This is a genomic window from Flagellimonas flava, assembly GCF_050617915.1.
Taxonomy (GTDB): Bacteria; Bacteroidota; Bacteroidia; order Flavobacteriales; family Flavobacteriaceae; genus Flagellimonas; species Flagellimonas flava_A.
Genome location: NZ_JBODQE010000002.1, coordinates 361,148 through 377,976, shown reverse-complemented (window position 1 = coordinate 377,976; position 16,829 = coordinate 361,148). Strand labels below are relative to the sequence as shown.

Sequence of the window (16,829 nt, the reverse complement as noted above, 5' to 3'; positions counted from 1 at the left end):
TCCTATGAGTGAAGTACTTACGGTGAAGACCATGGAAGAGTTTATGGCTGAAGGCAAACAGCCCGAAATATTGTTTTGGGTGGGTTCTGCTGGCAGTTATGATGATAGGGCCAAAAAGATTTCCAGGGCTTTTGTGAAAATATTGAACCAAGCCAATGTGGACTTTGCAGTTTTGGGGCCAGAGGAAAGTTGTACTGGGGATGTGGCCAAGCGTGCGGGTAACGAATTTCTGTTCCAAATGCAGGCCATGATGAACATTGAAATTCTAAATGGCTACGAAATAAAGCGAATTGTAACCTGTGACCCCCATTCCTTCAATACCCTAAAAAATGAGTACCCTGGTCTGGGAGGGAACTACCAAGTTGTCCATCATACACAGTACATCAAGGAATTATTGGATGATGGACGTCTGTCCTTGGAAGGCCAAGTCTACAAAGAAAAACGCATCACTTTTCACGACCCTTGCTATTTGGGAAGGGCCAACTCGGTCTATGAGGCACCAAGAGAGGTGCTCCAGAAAACCAACGCGGATATAGTGGAAATGAAACGCCATAAGAAAACTGCACTGTGTTGCGGAGCCGGTGGGGCACAGATGTTCAAGGAACCGGAAAAAGGGGATATGGACATTAATGTAATGAGAACCAAGGACGCCTTGGAAACCAAGCCCCATATCATTGCCACGGGATGCCCGTATTGCAATACCATGATGACGGACGGAATTAAGGCCCATGAAAAAGAGGAAAGTGTTACTGTTTTGGATGTGGCCGAACTTATTGCAAATTCTATTTAAACATGCTAATTGACTTTGAATCCCTTGCGGATAATTCAAGAATATGGATTTATCAGTCCAACCGAAGCTTTACAGAGCACGAACTGAAGGAAATTGAAGCTGGACTATCCGGTTTCTTACAGGAATGGACAGCTCACGGAAGCGATTTACAAGCAGGTTTCGAGATTCGGTACAAACGTTTTATCATCATTGGTTTGGATCAGTCCCAGTCAAGTGCTTCAGGCTGTTCCATAGATGCATCTGTCCATTTTATACAGAGCTTGGAACAAAAACATGGTGTGGAACTCATGGATCGAATGAATGTCTCTTTCAAGCAAGGAGAGTTCATTGCATATAAATCTTTGAAAGACTTCAAAAAAATGGCAAAAGCCAAGTCCATTTCCAAAAACACCATTGTTTTTAACAACCTTGTGGCCAACAAATTGGAGTATATGGAACATTGGGAAGTTCCTGCCGAAGAAAGCTGGCATTCCCGTTTTTTATAGATGATATCTGTAAATTATCCCAATTTCAGTGCATTGTTCGATGAAATGCAATATTTTTATCAGCAATAAGTATATGCCCTAGAATGTTACTTATGCGGATAAACTTTTACCTTCCCCTCTTTTTCTTTGTTCTAATTAGTATGCAGGCCCAACAGAATCCGTTGGTGGCCAACGATACTTTGGCACAACAGAACTGGGTAGATGCCCAGTACAATGCCATGACGTTGGAAGAGCGGATTGGGCAGTTGTTTATGGTCATGGCCACATCCAACCAGGATAGGGAGGCCAGTGACAAAATCAAGCAGTTGATTACCGAGCATCATATTGGTGGGGTGGTCTTTTCAAGGGGAGGTCCAGTTCGTCAAGCTAAACTAACCAATGAATTTCAAGAAGCTTCCAAAACACCACTGCTGGTAGGCCTGGATGCCGAATGGGGACTTGCCATGCGTTTGGACTCTACCCATGCTTTCCCTTGGAATATGACCCTGGGAGCCATCAAGGATAGCTGTATTATTGAAAAAATAGGTTTTCAAATTGGAAAACACGCCAAAAGATTAGGAGTTCACATCAATTTTGCGCCGGATATCGACGTAAATAACAACCCACAGAATCCCATTATAGGGAATCGTTCCTTTGGAGAAGATCCCAAAAGTGTTGCGCAGAAAGGTATTGCTTTTATGGACGGTATGGAAAGGGCAGGGGTTTTATCCTGTGGAAAACACTTTCCCGGTCATGGCGACACGGCAACGGACTCCCATAAATCCCTTCCTATAATTGAGTCGACCAAGCAGCGGTTGGATACTGTGGAACTGTTTCCATTTAAATCATTGATTGATAACGGGCTTAGTTCTGTAATGGTGGCGCATTTGGAGGTGCCCCAGGTGGAATTTTTGAGGGCGGGACTGCCTTCTTCTCTTTCCGATCAGGTGATAACAGAGCTTTTACAAAATGAATTGGGATTTAAGGGGCTGGTGATTACGGATGCCCTAAACATGAATGCGGTTGCAGAATTTGCACCAGAGGGGGAAGTGGAACTCAACGCCTTTCTGGCTGGGAATGATATGCTCTTGATGCCCAAAAATGTACTTCAGGCCAAGGATAAGCTTGTGGAAGCCTACAATCGAGGGATTGTTACCGAATTGAGATTATCAACATCCGTCAAAAAGATTTTGATGGCCAAGTATAAGGCCGGTCTTCATGAATACAGACCCATTAAGCTGGATGGGCTTTATGAAGATTTAAATACTGTGGATAATGATGTGCTCCACGAAGAGGCCTTGGAAAACGCCATAACGGTGGCTAAAAACAATTTTTCATTGCTGCCCATCAAGAAATTGGAGAACAAAAAAATTGCTTATGTCCATTTTGGCGATGATTCGGGCGATACATTTCTCCAAACCTTGAATCAATATGCAGAGGTGACAGAGATAAAGGCCAAGGATGCAGCGGGCTATCGAAATCAATTGACCCTATTTAATTTGGTGATCATAGGGTTCCATAAAAACAATTCGAGCCCTTGGAAATCCTATAAATTTTCCAAAAACGAATTGTTCTGGCTGCAGGAAATTTCAAGATTGCGAACCAGCAACACGATACTGGCACTTTTTGCAAAGCCGTACGCACTATTGGACGTAGCCAAATTTGATACCATCGATGCCTTGGTGGTAGGATATCAAAATAGCAAGATTGCCCAAGAAAGTGTCGCTGAGGTCATTTTTGGGGCTGTCGGGGCCAATGGAAAGCTACCAGTATCTGCCCATCCAGATTTTCCGGTAAATACAGGGATTCAACTCCAACCACTGCAACGATTGGGGTATACCATCCCGGAAAGGGTGGGAATGAGTTCTGGAAAACTGGCTGCTGTGGACAGTTTGGTAAGACAAGGACTGGATTCTTTGATGTACCCTGGCGCGCAGGTGTTGATTGCAAAAAAGGGAAAGGTGGTTTATCATAAGAACTTCGGAAAACCTACCTACAACTCGGAAGAGATAATCGAAGAATCCCATATCTATGATTTGGCTTCCTTGACTAAAATCCTATCCACGTTGCCCATGATAATGAAGATGGAAGAGGAAGGAAAAATAGCATTGAACAATACCTTCAAGGAATTGGTGCCAGAGTATGAGGAAACCGAATTAAAGGATGTAACTGTACTAAAAGCCTTGTCGCATTACGGTCGACTTCCAGCCTGGATTGCATTTTATATCCAGACTTTGACCAAAAATAGGAAACCTTCCCCTGATTTTTATAGAAACACACCTACAGAAGGATTTTCGTATAAAGTGGCGGACAACCTTTATTTAACCGATGCCTATAAGGATTCCATATACAATAGGATTGGGCGCCAAGAGTTAAAGTCCAACAGATACCGTTATAGCGATGTTGCCTACTATGTATTTAAAAAGTACATAGAAGAAACTTATGGAGAATCCATAGATAAGTTGGTCAATGACTTTTTGTATGTTCCCATGGGATTGCGAAGAACCACGTTTAATCCTTTGGATAGGTTTTCCAAAGAGGAAATAGTTCCTTCAGAAGAGGACAACTATTACCGACACCAGACCATTCAAGGGTATGTGCATGATATGGGAGCGGCCATGCAGGGGGGTGTTGGGGGCCATGCAGGCTTGTTCAGCAATGCCAATGACGTGGCCAAAATCATGCAAATGTATCTCCAAGGTGGGGTCTATGGTGGTGTTCGTTTCTTGAATGAGCGTACCATTAAAAAATTCAACACCTGTTACTTCTGTCATAAGGATGTTAGAAGGGGAGTAGGTTTTGACAAGCCCCAACTGAAAGAAAAAGGACCAACCTGTGGCTGTGTGTCCAGAAAGAGCTTCGGACATAGCGGATTTACAGGAACCTATACTTGGGCAGACCCGGATGAGGAGTTGGTTTATGTGTTTTTATCCAATAGAACTTACCCTTCGGCATCCAACACACTTTTGGTAAAATCAGGACTGCGTACCCGAATTCAGCAAGCTATTTATGATTCCATTATAAATTAGAATGTAAATATTGCTTTAGATTTGTTCCTATGAAAATTGCAATAGTTTGTTATCCCACTTTTGGTGGTAGTGGTGTTGTAGCTACCGAATTGGGAATCGCCCTGGCCGAACGCGGACACGAGATACATTTTATAACCTATAAACAGCCAGTTCGCTTGGAGTTGTTGGGCAACAACATCCATTTTCATGAGGTGCATGTGCCAGAATATCCCTTGTTCCATTATCAGCCATATGAATTGGCTTTATCCAGCAAATTGGTGGATACGGTTAAATTCTACGGGATTGAGCTCTTGCATGTACATTATGCCATTCCGCATGCCTACGCTGGATTTATGGCTAAAAAGATGCTACAGGAAGAAGGGGTTTTTATCCCAATGATCACCACCCTGCACGGCACAGATATTACCTTAGTAGGTAAACATCCTTTTTATAAACCGGCGGTTACCTTTAGCATCAATAAATCCGATGTCGTAACTTCTGTCTCCGAAGCGTTGAAGCAGAGCACTTTGGACACCTTTACAATTGAAAAGGAAATAGAGGTCATCCCTAACTTTATAGACAGCTCCAAATACAGTCAGGATTACACGGACTGCCAACGATCGTTAATGGCCAATGATGATGAGCGGATCATCACGCACATCAGTAATTTTAGAAAGGTAAAACGCATCCCGGATGTCATCAACATTTTTTATAAGGTCCAGAAGGAAATTCCTGCCAAGTTGATCATGGTTGGCGAAGGACCCGAAAAAGAATACGCTGAGCAGCAGTGCGACGATTTGGGAATCAAGGAAAAAGTGGTTTTCCTGGGGAATAGCACGGAAATTGATAGGATTCTCTGTTTTAGTGATTTGTTTTTATTGCCTTCGGAATCAGAAAGCTTTGGTTTGGCGGCCTTGGAAGCCATGATCAATAGGGTAGCGGTCGTATCCAGTAATACCGGTGGTATTCCAGAGGTGAACAAGGAAGGAATATCAGGTTATTTGGCAGATGTTGGGGATGTGGATACCATGGCAGCAAAAGCATTGGAAATCCTTCGTAATGACGAAGTTTTGGAAAAATTCAAGGAAAACGCTTTCAAAGTGGCGTCTAAGTTCGATATTTTGAATATTTTGCCCTTGTATGAGGAGGTTTATGAAAAAGCCTATAAGTACAGATTTAAGAACACCTATTGATGTATGAAGTACGCGCTGTTGATTATACTTGTTTGCATGGCTTCCTGTAAAGCACAGAAAGAGGGTCAGTCCCAAGGCGACCCAGACATTGTGCTGATAGCCCAGGATGGTTTTAGCGGCATACAGGAATATGAAGCAGGGGCCATTAAGGATACCAAGTCCCTTAACAAGTTCTATTCACGAATCAACAGAACACGAAAGCCTGGCCTTCCCGTACCTGTGGTGGATTTTTCCCAAGAAATGGTTATTGTGGTTTGTTTGGGCGATTATCAAGGTCAACCAAAACCAGTAATTGCACGGGTGGCCGAAACGGATACGGACGTGTCTTTGGCTTTGGAATTGGGCAGCGCTTCCAAAGAAGAAATTCAAACCACCGTAATCTCAAATCCCTTCTACGTATTTAAGATGCCTCTGACTACCAAAAAGGTAGATATTCAGAAAGTTGCGAGGTAGCTTATCGATACTTTTTGCCTTTCATCTTATTATCGAAAAATTGAGGTACTTGAAAGTACAAAACTGGTAAATTGCCCTCTTTAATTTAGTTTTGTCATAGATAACCTCAAATCACAGCTATGAAAACTTTGAGAACGCTGCTCATTTTGGCTATGTGCTTGATTTCTCTTCATTTGAATGCACAGGAGCAGCCAGAATTGACTGCAAAGGACAGTATCGTAAAAAGTTCTTGGATTTTTACAGTGGGAACCAATTTCGTTGACGATTCCGGTGACGAATTTGGAAGCCTTTTTGATATTGAGGATAGCTGGAATACGGTTCCTTACCCATCTCGGATTAGCATAGGGAGGTATCTTAAAAATGGAATTGGTTTGGAAGCAATTGCCACTTATAACAAGTACAAAGAAGGCAAAGTTGTGGATAATCAAATCAACACTGAGGATATAGACTATCTTGGGCTGGATTTTAGACTCAGCTATGATCTTAATATGATTTTGGGCGAAACGGGTTTCTTTGATCCGTATGTGGGCGTTGGAGCAGGGTACGCAGATGCCAATAATCAAGGTAGGGGAACATACAATGCCATTTTGGGCTTTAGGACCTGGTTTTCGGAGCATTGGGGACTGGATTTTAGCTCCACAGGTAAATGGACCATGAATACCGAAAACTCTTCCAATCACATTCAGCATGCAGTTGGGTTGGCTTATCGCTTTGCAACCGAAAAAGGACTTTCCAGAAAAGGTGAGGAAAAGAAGGCATTGTTGGACGAAATTGAAAAAGAGCAACAGCGCATCCAAGATTCCATAGCGGAACAACAAAGAGCAGAGGAAGAAGCACGCCTGTTGGCAGAACGATTAAAAAGAGAAAAGGAGGCAGCTGAATTGGCAGCCGCTGAGAAAGCCAAAAAAGAAGCCCAAGAAGCACGCAGAGCCAAGATAAGAAGTGATATTGAAAGCCTGGGCAATGTGTTCTTTAGCTTGAATTCTTCCTATCTGACTCGAAGGGATAAGCAAGTACTGGACCAGCTAGCACAGATTTTAACGGACAATCCATCTTTGATAATTAAAATTGAAGGGCATACGGATTCTAGGGGAAGCGACCATTATAACCAATGGTTATCGGAACGAAGGGCCAAACGCACATGGGAGTATATAGTGGGCAAGGGAGTATCTGAAGACAAGGTGCTGAATGAGGGGTTTGGAGAAAGCAGATTGAAAAATGAATGCGATGACAATACACCTTGTTCAGAGGAAAAGCATTCTAAAAATAGAAGGTCAGAGTTTATTATCCAAGCATTGGATTAATGGGAATCCTGATCGTGGTTTGAAGCAAAGGGATTTTGTTTAGAAATGCAAGATAAAAGCTAATAGTTAAAGAAGATTGCAACTTAAAATATGTAATGAATCTTTAAAAAAAAGAAGCTAAATTAGAAGGTTGCCGATGGAATGATTGCAATTGGTATTTTTACCCCATTTGGTTGGCCTACAAGAACACTAATTAAGACATGAAAAAGAAAGTATTTGGTAAATTTTTACTACTACTTGCCTTTATTATCTCATCATCGGTCTTTGGCCAATATGACAAGGTTGTTATTATTGGTGCCTCTATTGTTGAACAGACTTTTGGCCAGGACCTAAATAATCCCAACGCTACCAGGACAGCAGAATGGCAGGCTAATGGAGTGAATGTCGATGTATATGGCTACGGTTTTAGTGGCTATGAAATCAATGATATAATTACAGAGGTGCAAACTGCAATGAGCACCTATACCACCAATACCTTGTTCATGATTCATATTGGGGGTAATAATGTAAGTACCACAAGACCTTACAGTACGGCCACCCCAGCAGAGCTTCAAAGTATTAGCGATGATTACGATGCGCTTATCACGGCTATTGGACAAACACGGAAAGAGGATGTAATTCTTATGCCCATTACTTTTAGAACCTATTCCATCGCAGAGGATATTGCAAATAATCAAGAATTGGGTAGCTTGCCTTACAATCGGGAAATTTTGATTCCGAAGATACTGGCCAATACCCCTTCACAGATTAATATTGATGGGAATCCGATTGTCGACCTTTACAATTTCACCCATCAAAATTATACCACCTATTTTGATATTGGAGGACCAGGTTTTGATGGTATTCACCCTTCAGTAGCGGGACGCACACTTCTATCTGATTTTATGAGTGGCAGAGCTTCTTACTGGGTTAATGGTGGAGCAGTGCCAGATCCTCTAACTTCAAATATTGCGGTAACAGGGGTAAGTCTGTCTTCAAACGCAGAAAGCCTGACTACTGGAGAATCCGTGACCTTGGTTGCGACGGTAATTCCAAACAATGCAACCAATCAAACGGTAATGTGGAGCAGTGATAATTTAGCGGTTGCAACAGTAACCAATGGGCTGGTAAATACTCTTTCGTCAGGGACTGCAATAATTACAGTTACTACGGATGACGGAGGCTACACTGATACTGCAACAATCACGGTAAACGATGACACAGACGGAGATGGCATAACGGACAATCTTGAAGCTAATCCGGCAGCGGCGCTTGATCCTTGCCTCCCGGTTCAGGCAGCTGGATACACGGGATATAATGCCTCCAATGGCATCTGGAGTACCGCAGACTGTGACGGCGATGGGGTGAGCAATGGGAACGAGGATTCCAACGGGACGGACCCCTACCAAGTTTCCGGTGATGCCGATGGCGACGGTGTTGATGATGATAACGAGACCAATGACGGAACGGATTTGAACAACCCTTGTGATCCTGTTCAGAGCGTCGGATACACAGGTTATAATGCTTCCAATGGCATTTGGAGTGCCGCGGACTGTGACGGTGATGGGGTAAGCAATGGGGACGAGGATTCCAACGGGACGGATCCCTATCAGATTTCCGGTGATATCGATGGCGACGGCATTGATGATGATAACGAGACCAACGATGGAACAGATTTGAACAATCCCTGTGATCCCGTACAGAGTGCCGGATATACAGGTTACAATGCCTCCAATGGCGTCTGGAGTGTCGCAGACTGTGACGGCGATGGGGTGAGCAACGGGGACGAGGATTCCAACGGGACCGACCCCTATCAGATTTCCGGTGATACCGATGGCGATGGCATTGATGATGACAACGAGACCAACAATGGAACAGATTTGAACAATCCCTGTGATCCCGTACAAAGTGCCGGATACACAGGTTACAATGCTTCAAATGGTATATGGAGCGCTGCGGACTGTGACGGAGACGGTTCAAGCAACGGAGATGAAGTGACCAACGGAACTGACCCATATGATTTTTCTTCGAACAATGATATGGACAATGACGGAATTGCCAATGAAGATGATAATTGCCCCGCAACTCCCAATCCGGGGCAAGAAGATTTTGATCTTGATGGAATAGGGGATAGTTGTGATGATGATATGGATAACGATGGGATACCCAATTTGGAAGATGACTGTGATGACACCGCTCCGGGTGCTGTAGTAGATGAAAATGGATGTACCATTCCCTTGGATGCCGATAATTTCGAGGTCATGGTAACCGGTGAGTCCTGTATTGGAAGCGGAAATGGGAGTATTTCGGTAAGCGCCAAAGCCATTTTAAATTATTCTGCGGTACTAACAAATGATGCGGGAACAGAGCTCGAAAGCGAGCAGTTCACACAAAATTTGGAGTTTGGGAATCTTCCCTCTGGAACATATGGATTGTGTATTACCATAACCGGTGCTTTCAATTTTGAACAGTGTTATACCCTTCAAGTACCGGGTGTTGAGCCATTGAGTGTTAATCTCAGTGCAGTCACAGCAGAGAATCAGGTGGAATTGAAACTTTCAGGATCGGACTTGTATACGGTGGAGCTCAATGGGGAAATCTTTAAAACATCCGAGAGTGATATCACATTGAACCTTGACAAGAATGAGAACGAAATAAGAATCAGTACAGAGGAAGATTGCCAAGGTATTTATGAAAAGCTGATCATTGTTGGATCAGAAGGTTATGTATACCCCAATCCCGTAGATGAATCTGATTTGAATGTGTATGTGGGGATTGAAGGTTTTGAAAAAGTACAATTAAGCGTTTTTGACACCAACGGAGCTTTGGTGGCCGTTCACAACCTGGAAACAGATGCAAACGGATTTGTCAAGACGAATATTTCGTCACTGTCCCAAGGAGTTTACTTTTTGACAGTGACCACAATAAATTCACTGACCCATTATAAGGTCATTAAAAGATGATAGGACACACAATAAGAACTAACGAAAAAATGATAAATAGATAACCAGATGATTCATTCAATTTTAAAAGGGAAAGGGATTACTTTACTGACCTTTCTAATGTTTTTGATAAGCTCAAGTGCATTTGCCCAGACGGCAAACGATGAGGATTTTGACGGGGATGGAGTCCTGAACGGTGCGGATTTTGATGATGATAATGACGGGATTTTGGATTCCGACGAGCACGATTGCAATGTGGATCCACTTGATATGGCTTGGGGATCCCTAACTTGGGCGGGAGGTGATCCAGGTGATGATTTTGCATCAACTGCAACTTCCACTGCAAGTGATGGAACCGGTATTACCGCGAGTAATACGGAGACGGATTTCCCAGAATTGCTAAACGGCGGATTTGCCACCAGTGGCACTACATTTAATGGCGTTGAAGGACTGCTGTTGCAAGCAGGTACAGCCCAGTTTTTGGACAGTGTAAACATTCTGAGATATCGGGTAAGTTTTGACAGACCTGTAGTGGGACTTTCTTTTAGGATTGTGGATGTGGATATGAGGGATGTAGTAGATGGAGATCCTTATATTGGACAGGTAAAAGTTACCATATCAAACCAGGGCCAAGAAATTACCCCCACCCCAACCACGGATTATACCGTAGGATCTTCCGTGACTGATGTAGGAGGAGGCTTTTTTAGGGGTAATGCCTGGGTTAACGGAACCCCAGATATAGGTGATGTTGTGTATTCTTTGAGTTATCCGGTGGACGATGTTTTTGTAGAATTCATGAATGTGGATCCCACAACAACTGCTGCTACTCCTGGTGGAATGGCAATTCTCATTTCAAACATGACTTGGGACTGTGCCTATAGGGATTTCGACAGTGATACGATTGCAGATCATTTTGATACGGATAGTGATAACGATACTTGTGTCGACGCCTTGGAAGGAGATGGTGGATTTACTTTGGCCGATATTGACGCAGCTGATAGTTTAGGTGATACGGTTGATTTAAATGGTATTCCAACCATTGCTGGTGCTGGTCAGGCTGATGTAAGCAGTACCAACGCCGCCGTTACTTCGGATGAATGTGATGACGATGGAGATGGAGTGAATAACGTCACGGATGGTGCAAACTCCCTAAACCCTTGTCTTCCTGTCCAGGCAGCTGGCTATACCGGCTATGATGCCACCAATGCCATATGGGCTGCAGGGGACTGTGATGGAGATACCATTTTGAATGGCGATGAGGACACTAATGGCACCGATCCCTATAATGCGGATACAGACGGTGACGGTACCACGGATGACGCTGAGGCATCTCCTGCAGAAGCAGTTGATCCTTGTCTTCCTGTCCAAGCGGCAGGTTATACAGGTTACGATGCTACCAATGCCATTTGGGCAGCTGGCGACTGTGATGGCGATACGGTTTTGAATGGGGATGAGGACACCAACGGTACCGACCCTTATGATGCCGATACAGATGGCGATGGTACGGGAGATGGTGCTGAGGCTACACCAGCTGAGGCTCTTGACCCTTGTTTACCGGTCAGGGCAGCAGGCTACGCTGGTTACGATGCCGCCAATGCCATTTGGGCAGCTGCGGATTGTGATGGCGACACTATTCTAAATGGAGATGAAGATACTAACGGTACTGACCCTTATAATACCGATACGGATGGTGACGGTACCACGGACGATGCCGAGGCTACTCCAGCAGAAGCAGTTGACCCATGTCTTCCTGTCCAGGCAGCTGGCTACACAGGCTATGTTGCCACCAATGCCTTATGGGCTGCCGGGGATTGTGATGGTGATACCGTGCTCAATGGAGATGAGGACACTAACGGAACTGATCCCTATAATACTGATACAGATGGTGACGGTACTGGAGATGGCGCCGAGGCAACACCTGCTGAAGCCTTAGATCCTTGTTTACCGGTCCAGGCTGCGGGGTATACCGGATATGATGCCACCAACGCCATTTGGGCAGCTGCAGACTGCGACGGTGATGGCTTGGTGAACAGTTTGGAAGTTACCAACGGCACAGATCCCTACCAGATGATTGATACGGATGGTGACGGAATAGATGATGATAACGAAGTTAATGATGGAACGGATGCAGCGGATCCTTGTGACCCGGTTCAAGCTCCAGGTTATACAGGATATGATGCTGCTAACGCAACTTGGGCGGCCGCAGATTGTGATGGTGATGGCGTAACCAACGGGGACGAGGTTACCAACGGTACTGACCCCTATGAGGCGTCCAACGATACTGATGGAGATGGAATTCTTGACGATGCAGAGGTAAATGACGGCACTGATCCCAATGACCCTTGTGATCCAGCCCAAGCTCAAGGCTATACAGGATATGATTCCGCAAATGCTATTTGGGCAGCAGCTGATTGTGATGGTGATGGTCTAACCAATAGTGAGGAACTTACCCTTGGAACAGAAATTTACAATGCCGACACGGATGGTGATACCATCAATGACGGTCAAGAAGTTACTGATGGAACCAACCCTTTTGATGATTGTGACTCCATAGGAGGTACTCCGCTACCCGAAACGTTCTGTGATAGGGATAATGACGGACTAAGCGACGATGAGGAAGTTACTTTGGGGACTGATCCTGATAACCCTGATACCGATGGCGATACCATTGAAGATGGTCAGGAAGTAGCTGATGAGACCGATCCATTGGATCCATGTGATTCGGAAGGTGGAACACCGCCTCAAGGAACCATTTGTGGTGTTGAAATCGGGAATTCCATTTTGACTCCTGATGGAGATGGTATCAACGATATATTCAGAATTGAGAACATTGAATTGTATGCCAACAATAGTGTGGAAATTGTTAACCGATGGGGAGCCACGGTTTTCAGAACGGATAATTATGACAACAGTTCCAACGCTTTTGCAGGAATTGCGAATACCGGGGCTTCACTTAATAAAGGAAATGTACTACCGGCTGGAGTATACTTCTATATAATCAATTATGTAGATGAAGGTCGATCTAGAAATGCCTCTGGATACTTGTACATTAACCAATAAAAAACTTAAGAAAAACTTACAATGAAAAAGTCCATTATAATTACGTTAATCACAGCTTTGGGAATTGTCAATATGACCAATGCCCAGCAGGATCCGCAGTATACGCAATATATGCTGAACACAATTGTGGTTAATCCAGCTTTTGCAGGTGCAGGAAACGTCCTAAGTGTTACGGCATTGCACAGGTCACAGTGGATTGGCCTGGATGGAGCACCAAAAACACAAACAGTGAGCATAGAAAGCCCCTTATCTGAAAGACTTGGGGGAGGATTGACCGTAATCAATGACAATATTGGGGATGGAACCGTGCAGCAAACCGATTTCAATTTCGCGTTTTCCTATACCATTCCAGCTTCCCGCGAGGGCAGTTTGGCCTTTGGGCTAAATGTTGGTGGAGAACTGCTGAATGTGGATTTCACCCAACTTGTAAACTATGGCGTAGAACCCAATCTACCCAATATAGATAGCAAGTTCTCGCCAAACGTGGGACTAGGGGTGTATTACTATCAAGAAAAGTTCTTTGCCGGTGTTTCTGTGCCAAGTTTGTTGGAAACTGAGCATTTTGATAATTCCTCCGATGGGACTTCCTTCCTGGCCAAGGATAGAATGACCTATTACTTGATCTCTGGATACAGATATGAAATTAATCCTAGCCTTGTTTTGCAACCAGGATTTTTGGTTAGAGCTGTAAGTGGAGGTCCTGTTCAGGTGGATTTGACCGCCAATATGACCTTTAACGATAAGTTCTCGGTAGGAGCAGCATATCGATTGGATTCCGCAGTAAGCGCTCTTTTTGGAGTTAAGTTTGCTGAAAAGTTCCTAGTGGGGCTTGCCTATGATGTGGAAACATCTACTTTGGGAAGTACACAATTCAATGATGGGTCATTCGAAGTTTTTCTGAGATATGACTTTATCAATAGAATTAATAGAAGAAACGTAAGCGGCCGTTTTTATTAGAAACGGACTCTCGGCTTTGTTGGGGGAAAACTACTCCCAACAAGGCTCTTTCTTTTACCGCTTGATATTGATTTGACCATTGCGATTTAGAGATGACCTATAGTGGAAGCTCTTACGCTTTGGTCTTTATTTATTATGGCAAACTTGATTGCATTCCTTTTTAACCCATCTTTATAACTAAAAGCTTAATATACCTTTTAGGAGTTTGAAGGTAGCGTTCAAGGAATCCATCACACCGCTACTCGCATTCTTGGGCTCTGTCCAAGGTTTTAAAATATTCCGAAACAACCTTGGCGATCAAATCCCTTCCGTGATTGTTCCAATGCCGATCATAAATAAGTGTAACTGGTTTTTCAGAGAGCTCAAAAGTAGGCGCAAAATCGATGTACTTAAAATTGTTTTCTCGGCAATACTTTAAAAACGAATCGCTGGTTTTTCTGGAGTCCAGCAAAAGGGTAGTCTTGCATTTATCATAACCGTACAGCTCCACAAGACTTTTAAAGTTGTCCAAAAACTGCTTTTGGGTTTCAGGGGTTTCTTGATGCTCCAGTTTCTCCAAATGCTCCTGGAATCGTTGGTCGGGGTTGTCATCCAGAGATCGTCCTGTCAACAAATTCTTGATAGGCTCAATAACACCAATTTTGGAACCATAGGAAAGCAGCTTTATATTGTCTCTTACCTTAAAAATGGTGGAGGATAACTTTTTAATTCGCCCCACGTTGGGTTCATACGAACCACGGTAAAGATCACTTTGATAGTTGAGATACAGGATAATTTCATCCGTCAGGTCAAACTGCTGTTTATAAGCGTGGATGAGATGCATTTGGTTAGCCAGATCATAACCTGCATAGCCATATTGATAAACTTCGGTATCATCCAGTTGCGCTTCTATCTTAACGGCTATGGAGTTGTCAAAATCCTGATGGAATCCCTCTATAAAGGAATCCCCAATCAATGCAATTTCATATTTATCCTTTGAGGGGGTAAATTCTCTATGGGAGTTAAACCCAGCCTTGTTGATGTTGAACTCGGAAAAATTTTGATTGCGATTTCCGGTAACGGAATAGCCCCGATACCCGGGCACACGCTTTTCCACACCCAAATCATCTATAAATCGTGGTGGGTCTTCGGCATACAAATGAAAGGCTCTTACCATTATCTCCAATAGTAGAAGAATCAGAAATATGTATAACAATAATTTTAACACTAACTTCTTCATACGGCTAGAATTGGAAATAGATAAATGAACGGTTCACCCCATCATCATAGAATAGGAGCATGGCCAGGACAATAATGGTATACATTAAAAACCGCACCGTCTTGGATTTGAATTTGAACGGACTGCGTTCGTCTTTTCGAATCAGATATTCATAAATTACAAAAAATGCCAGCAACACATAATAGTCCATCATCCTATACCCCATAGGGTTAATATAGCATTCATAGGTAAAGTTGTTGATGATTTGGTCTATGTATTGAAATGAATCCGTCAAAGTGGGGGATCTAAAGAAAATGCGGGAAAAAGTGACCAAAGCAAAGGTCAAAAGCACCTGGAAAATTTCAAATGGGGTAGGGAAGATCCTGTTTTCACCTACCACATTATGTGCATACATTCGGTTTCTGCCCATTAAGAAAACGGGGATGTAGAATAGAGCATGTAACGCTCCCCAAAATATAAAGGTCCAGTTGGCCCCATGCCAAAAACCACTGATCACAAAAATGACGATGATGTTCCTTACAGACTTAAGCTTGCTGACCCTTGACCCACCCATGGGTATATACAGATAATGCCTGAACCAAGTGGATAGCGAGACGTGCCATCGCTGCCAATACTCCGCCACATTTCTGGAGAAATTGGGAAACTTAAAGTTGGACATGAGCTCAATCCCGAAGAGTTTGGCAGTTCCGATTGCGATATCAGAGTATCCACTAAAATCCCCATAAACCTGAAAACTAAAAAAACAGACCCCCATAATCAAGGTAGAGGCAGAATAGGTACCATAATTGGCAAAAATATCATCCACAAGCGGGGCCAATGAGTCGGCTATGACCATTTTCTTGAAAAGGCCCCACAAAATGAGCTTTAAACCACTACTGGCCTGTGCATAATTAAAAACCCGACTATTCGTTATTTGAGACAATAGATTGGAAGCCCTTTCAATTGGGCCGGCAACCAATTGCGGAAAGAAGGATACAAAGGCCGTAAACGCAATAAAGTTTTTGGTGGGGACTAGTTTCTTATAGTAAATGTCAAAGGAGTAGGACATGGTTTGGAAGGTATAGAAGGAGATACCCACTGGTAGAATAACTTGGAGCGTCCAAGTGCTCTTTATGTCATAACCCAAGGTGTGGAACAGGTCAATAAAGGAATCCACAAAGAAATTACTGTACTTAAAAAAACCTAGCATACCAATGTTAAATGCCATACTGACCCATAACCAATACCTGGCCTTCCTTTTAACATCTATATTTTGGTAAATCTTTTGTCCAACGAAAAAGTCGACAACCGTACTGAGGAAAATCAACAACAGAAACCGCCAATCCCACCAACCGTAAAAGAGGTAACTGGCGCCAATGAGGAAAATGTTCTGTACAACAACATTTTTTTTGAACACAAACCAATACAGGGAAAAAACTGCAGGGAGAAATAGCAGATACTCAATGGAATTAAATAACATG

At 43.4% G+C, this 16,829-nt stretch carries 11 protein-coding genes; 9 read left to right on the top strand and 2 right to left on the bottom strand.

The features are described 5' to 3' along the window. Positions 1-4: 4 nt before the first annotated feature. The 9 genes from ACRHOZ_RS07460 (at position 5) to ACRHOZ_RS07420 (ending at position 14,150) form a co-directional block, all read left to right on the top strand. Positions 5-790 carry a (Fe-S)-binding protein gene (locus ACRHOZ_RS07460; protein WP_431124075.1) on the top strand — a complete coding sequence of 262 codons (786 nt, stop codon included), beginning with the start codon at positions 5-7 and terminating at the stop codon, positions 788-790. Between the two features lie 2 nt (positions 791-792). Further along, positions 793-1,275 carry an ABC transporter ATPase gene (locus tag ACRHOZ_RS07455; protein WP_431124072.1) on the top strand — a complete coding sequence of 161 codons (483 nt, stop codon included), beginning with the start codon at positions 793-795 and terminating at the stop codon, positions 1,273-1,275. Between the two features lie 92 nt (positions 1,276-1,367). Next, positions 1,368-4,283: a glycoside hydrolase family 3 N-terminal domain-containing protein gene (locus ACRHOZ_RS07450; protein WP_431124070.1), complete on the top strand. Its 2,916-nt coding sequence runs from the start codon at positions 1,368-1,370 to the stop codon at positions 4,281-4,283. Positions 4,284-4,312: 29 nt separating this feature from the next. After that, positions 4,313-5,455: an N-acetyl-alpha-D-glucosaminyl L-malate synthase BshA gene (bshA, locus tag ACRHOZ_RS07445; RefSeq protein WP_431124067.1), complete on the top strand. Its 1,143-nt coding sequence runs from the start codon at positions 4,313-4,315 to the stop codon at positions 5,453-5,455. Between the two features lie 36 nt (positions 5,456-5,491). Next, positions 5,492-5,908, top strand: coding sequence for a hypothetical protein (locus tag ACRHOZ_RS07440; RefSeq protein WP_431124064.1), 417 nt, complete (start codon positions 5,492-5,494; stop codon positions 5,906-5,908). A 119-nt stretch (positions 5,909-6,027) separates the two neighbouring features. Beyond that, positions 6,028-7,212: an OmpA family protein gene (locus tag ACRHOZ_RS07435; protein ID WP_431124061.1), complete on the top strand. Its 1,185-nt coding sequence runs from the start codon at positions 6,028-6,030 to the stop codon at positions 7,210-7,212. A 200-nt stretch (positions 7,213-7,412) separates the two neighbouring features. Beyond that, a complete protein-coding gene (locus tag ACRHOZ_RS07430; protein WP_431124059.1) occupies positions 7,413-10,154 on the top strand; it encodes an Ig-like domain-containing protein in 2,742 nt (913 codons plus the stop codon). Positions 10,155-10,202: 48 nt separating this feature from the next. Continuing rightward, entirely contained in the window at positions 10,203-13,193 is a 2,991-nt protein-coding gene (locus tag ACRHOZ_RS07425) for a gliding motility-associated C-terminal domain-containing protein (RefSeq protein ID WP_431124056.1), read from the top strand. A gap of 21 nt (positions 13,194-13,214) precedes the next feature. Then, on the top strand, positions 13,215-14,150 hold the full coding sequence (locus tag ACRHOZ_RS07420; RefSeq protein WP_431124053.1) for a PorP/SprF family type IX secretion system membrane protein: 936 nt from the start codon (positions 13,215-13,217) through the stop codon (positions 14,148-14,150). A 238-nt stretch (positions 14,151-14,388) separates the two neighbouring features. Here the strand turns inward: ACRHOZ_RS07420 and ACRHOZ_RS07415 are convergent, their stop codons facing one another. Continuing rightward, positions 14,389-15,369: a hypothetical protein gene (locus ACRHOZ_RS07415; protein ID WP_431124051.1), complete on the bottom strand. Its 981-nt coding sequence runs from the start codon at positions 15,367-15,369 to the stop codon at positions 14,389-14,391. A gap of 4 nt (positions 15,370-15,373) precedes the next feature. After that, complete coding sequence (locus ACRHOZ_RS07410) at positions 15,374-16,828, bottom strand: MBOAT family O-acyltransferase (protein ID WP_431124049.1); 1,455 nt, start codon at positions 16,826-16,828, stop codon at positions 15,374-15,376. Between the last annotated feature and the right edge of the window lies 1 nt (position 16,829).

Coding starts and splice junctions, on each gene's coding strand:
- ACRHOZ_RS07435 (WP_431124061.1), top strand. CDS start 6,028: ATGAAAACTTTGAGAACGCTGCTCATTTTGGCTATGTGCTTGATTTCT.
- ACRHOZ_RS07430 (WP_431124059.1), top strand. CDS start 7,413: ATGAAAAAGAAAGTATTTGGTAAATTTTTACTACTACTTGCCTTTATT.
- ACRHOZ_RS07460 (WP_431124075.1), top strand. CDS start 5: ATGAGTGAAGTACTTACGGTGAAGACCATGGAAGAGTTTATGGCTGAA.
- ACRHOZ_RS07410 (WP_431124049.1), bottom strand. CDS start 16,828: ATGTTATTTAATTCCATTGAGTATCTGCTATTTCTCCCTGCAGTTTTT.
- ACRHOZ_RS07420 (WP_431124053.1), top strand. CDS start 13,215: ATGAAAAAGTCCATTATAATTACGTTAATCACAGCTTTGGGAATTGTC.
- ACRHOZ_RS07425 (WP_431124056.1), top strand. CDS start 10,203: ATGATTCATTCAATTTTAAAAGGGAAAGGGATTACTTTACTGACCTTT.
- ACRHOZ_RS07455 (WP_431124072.1), top strand. CDS start 793: ATGCTAATTGACTTTGAATCCCTTGCGGATAATTCAAGAATATGGATT.
- ACRHOZ_RS07450 (WP_431124070.1), top strand. CDS start 1,368: ATGCGGATAAACTTTTACCTTCCCCTCTTTTTCTTTGTTCTAATTAGT.
- ACRHOZ_RS07440 (WP_431124064.1), top strand. CDS start 5,492: ATGGCTTCCTGTAAAGCACAGAAAGAGGGTCAGTCCCAAGGCGACCCA.
- ACRHOZ_RS07415 (WP_431124051.1), bottom strand. CDS start 15,369: ATGAAGAAGTTAGTGTTAAAATTATTGTTATACATATTTCTGATTCTT.
- bshA (WP_431124067.1), top strand. CDS start 4,313: ATGAAAATTGCAATAGTTTGTTATCCCACTTTTGGTGGTAGTGGTGTT.